Annotated in this window: 1 protein-coding gene; it reads left to right on the top strand. The window is 59.2% G+C overall.

Annotated elements, in window-relative coordinates:
* Nucleotides 1–1,053: 1,053 nt before the first annotated feature.
* A partial coding sequence (locus tag RMN95_RS07345; RefSeq protein WP_309616285.1) for a hypothetical protein occupies nt 1,054–2,012 on the top strand: 959 nt, incomplete at its 3' end.

The following is a 2,012-nucleotide window of genomic DNA, read 5'->3' as shown; positions in this document are numbered from 1 at the left end:
GAGACCTAGGGCAATTCCGGTAATCCCGGCGCCTGAGGTTTTCAACGCTCTGACCCGGTCCTTGTGATCGGCAGCGATTCTCATTCGCCCACCATTCAATGACAGTCACCCGTGTCTCGCTTCCGGGGGATGAAAACGCCCCAACACAAGCTATCCGACACCCCTGTAGGAGGATCCGACAGGTTTTCTCGTCATAGTTTGGCTCCGAGTATTGATCAGCTTGAACTGAAGCGGGTGGGGCACGAATGTTTGAAATCGAATCGTCTATTCATTCGGAATCGAATTTGGAAGCTCGGGCGGTGGTTGATGTCGATCGCGATGTCGCGCTCGTTTACGCGTCCGGGCACGGCCGGGTGCCGGGCAGCGCGCTCGTTCTGAGCTGGGGCGACCGCGTTATTCCCTTCGACGCATCAACTAACGAGGCTCGGGATGCTGTCACCGGAGACGCGTATTTTCGAACGACGATCCAGCTATTCGGGGCTAGTCCGTCTGGGGAAATGCTGTGGGTGTCAGGCCGTTTGCGTTCGCAGACGAGGAGGAACGAGCGCCCGCGTACCGGTTCGCCGTCGAAGCCCTGCTTGTGTTCGGCTCCAGTTGCGACGGCCCGTCAAAGCCTGATGGGTACAACAGGGTCCTCGAGGGCGGCCGGGAATGGCGTCTCAGCGACTTCGGGATCAAGGGTTCGACGGGTGAAAACATATTAACGGCCTCACCTGGGATCAGGCTGCTACGCAGCTGACCAATTTCCTGGTCGACTCTTCTCATTCGGCGGCGGATGTTAAGCCTGAGCTTCTGCGGACACTGGAGGGCATATCAGTAGAGCAGGCTGACAGGGATGTCGCGGGTGTGACGGTGCTGTATAGCGGGCCACTTGAGGGTGGGGTGTCGGCGCATGACTTAGCACAGTAGGGATTAGGCAGTCCCGATGCGTGCGATCTGATTTGCAGCAACAACCGATCCCAAAGTGTCGAGGCGGCCCACGTCGTGCGAGTCACCCTTTGGAATCATCCTCACGTACCCCTTGCACGCCCCGCCAGCTGATATGTTCCGGCCATGGATTTGTACAAGGATTTCACCACAGCTCCGAAGCACAAGGCCTTCATGAAAGCTGGCCTGCCTAGGCTCGACCTTTATCGGGACCCGAACGTCACAGTGCTGGGAAATCCGCGTGACCGTGTGGTCGACTTTGTGTCGAATCCGGACTTCGCGCGGTTCACGGCGCTGACGGCACTCGACGACGATGGTGCTCCCCAGTTCGTTGTTATGCGCCCGGCGACGTGTTACTTGGTCGCGCCCTTCACGCAACAGATTTTTGATCCGATCATCTCGGTGACGCGCCACAGCAGCGGACTTCTGAATCTTGAGCTAGAACCCCGGCAACCTAGCCCCATCCAAGAATTCCCTGGCAGTGTGGATCTTGCTACTGCCCGTGCGGTGACGATTGATTTCACCGTTCTTGCCACGGGGATGGACCGTGTGATGTTCAAGGAGGGCGACGCAATATTCATCAGCACCGGTCTCGCCATGGATGTCGCACTCGTATTGCACTCACAGGACGCGTACGGGCGTCGATTTGTGGACCGACCCACCCCAAAGGCCTGGACCTGGACCACGCCCGTCCAATTCGACTTGACCATCCTCGACGTCTATCAGAAGCTGGAAATGGAAGCGCGCTACTCGATCGCGCGCCCGGATTCACCCCTGGATCGCACCGATTTGTTGTGTGCTGCGACTGCGATCGTGTATCAGTCGCCGCTGTATACCCGTAAGCCAGAGGCGTACGCGGAACTCAAGAACGGTCTGAAAGTGATCGAATATGGGCCAACTCGCAACACGAAGGTGGCCCGGGAACGCAAAGCCAACGGCGGCACTCAATCCTCGGCCGAGCTTGCGATCCTGCGAGGCCCGGCACCGGGAGCACACCCTGACAACGCCCAGGCCCGCGCCCACATGACATTCCCGCACGAGTCGGCTCCCGCGGTCGAGCTGTTGCGCGCCGCTTATGACGCCGG

The sequence above is a fragment of the Salinibacterium sp. genome, assembly GCF_031364185.1.
GTDB lineage: Bacteria > Actinomycetota > Actinomycetes > Actinomycetales > Microbacteriaceae > Rhodoglobus.
This window is presented reverse-complemented; position numbering and strand designations above follow the sequence as displayed.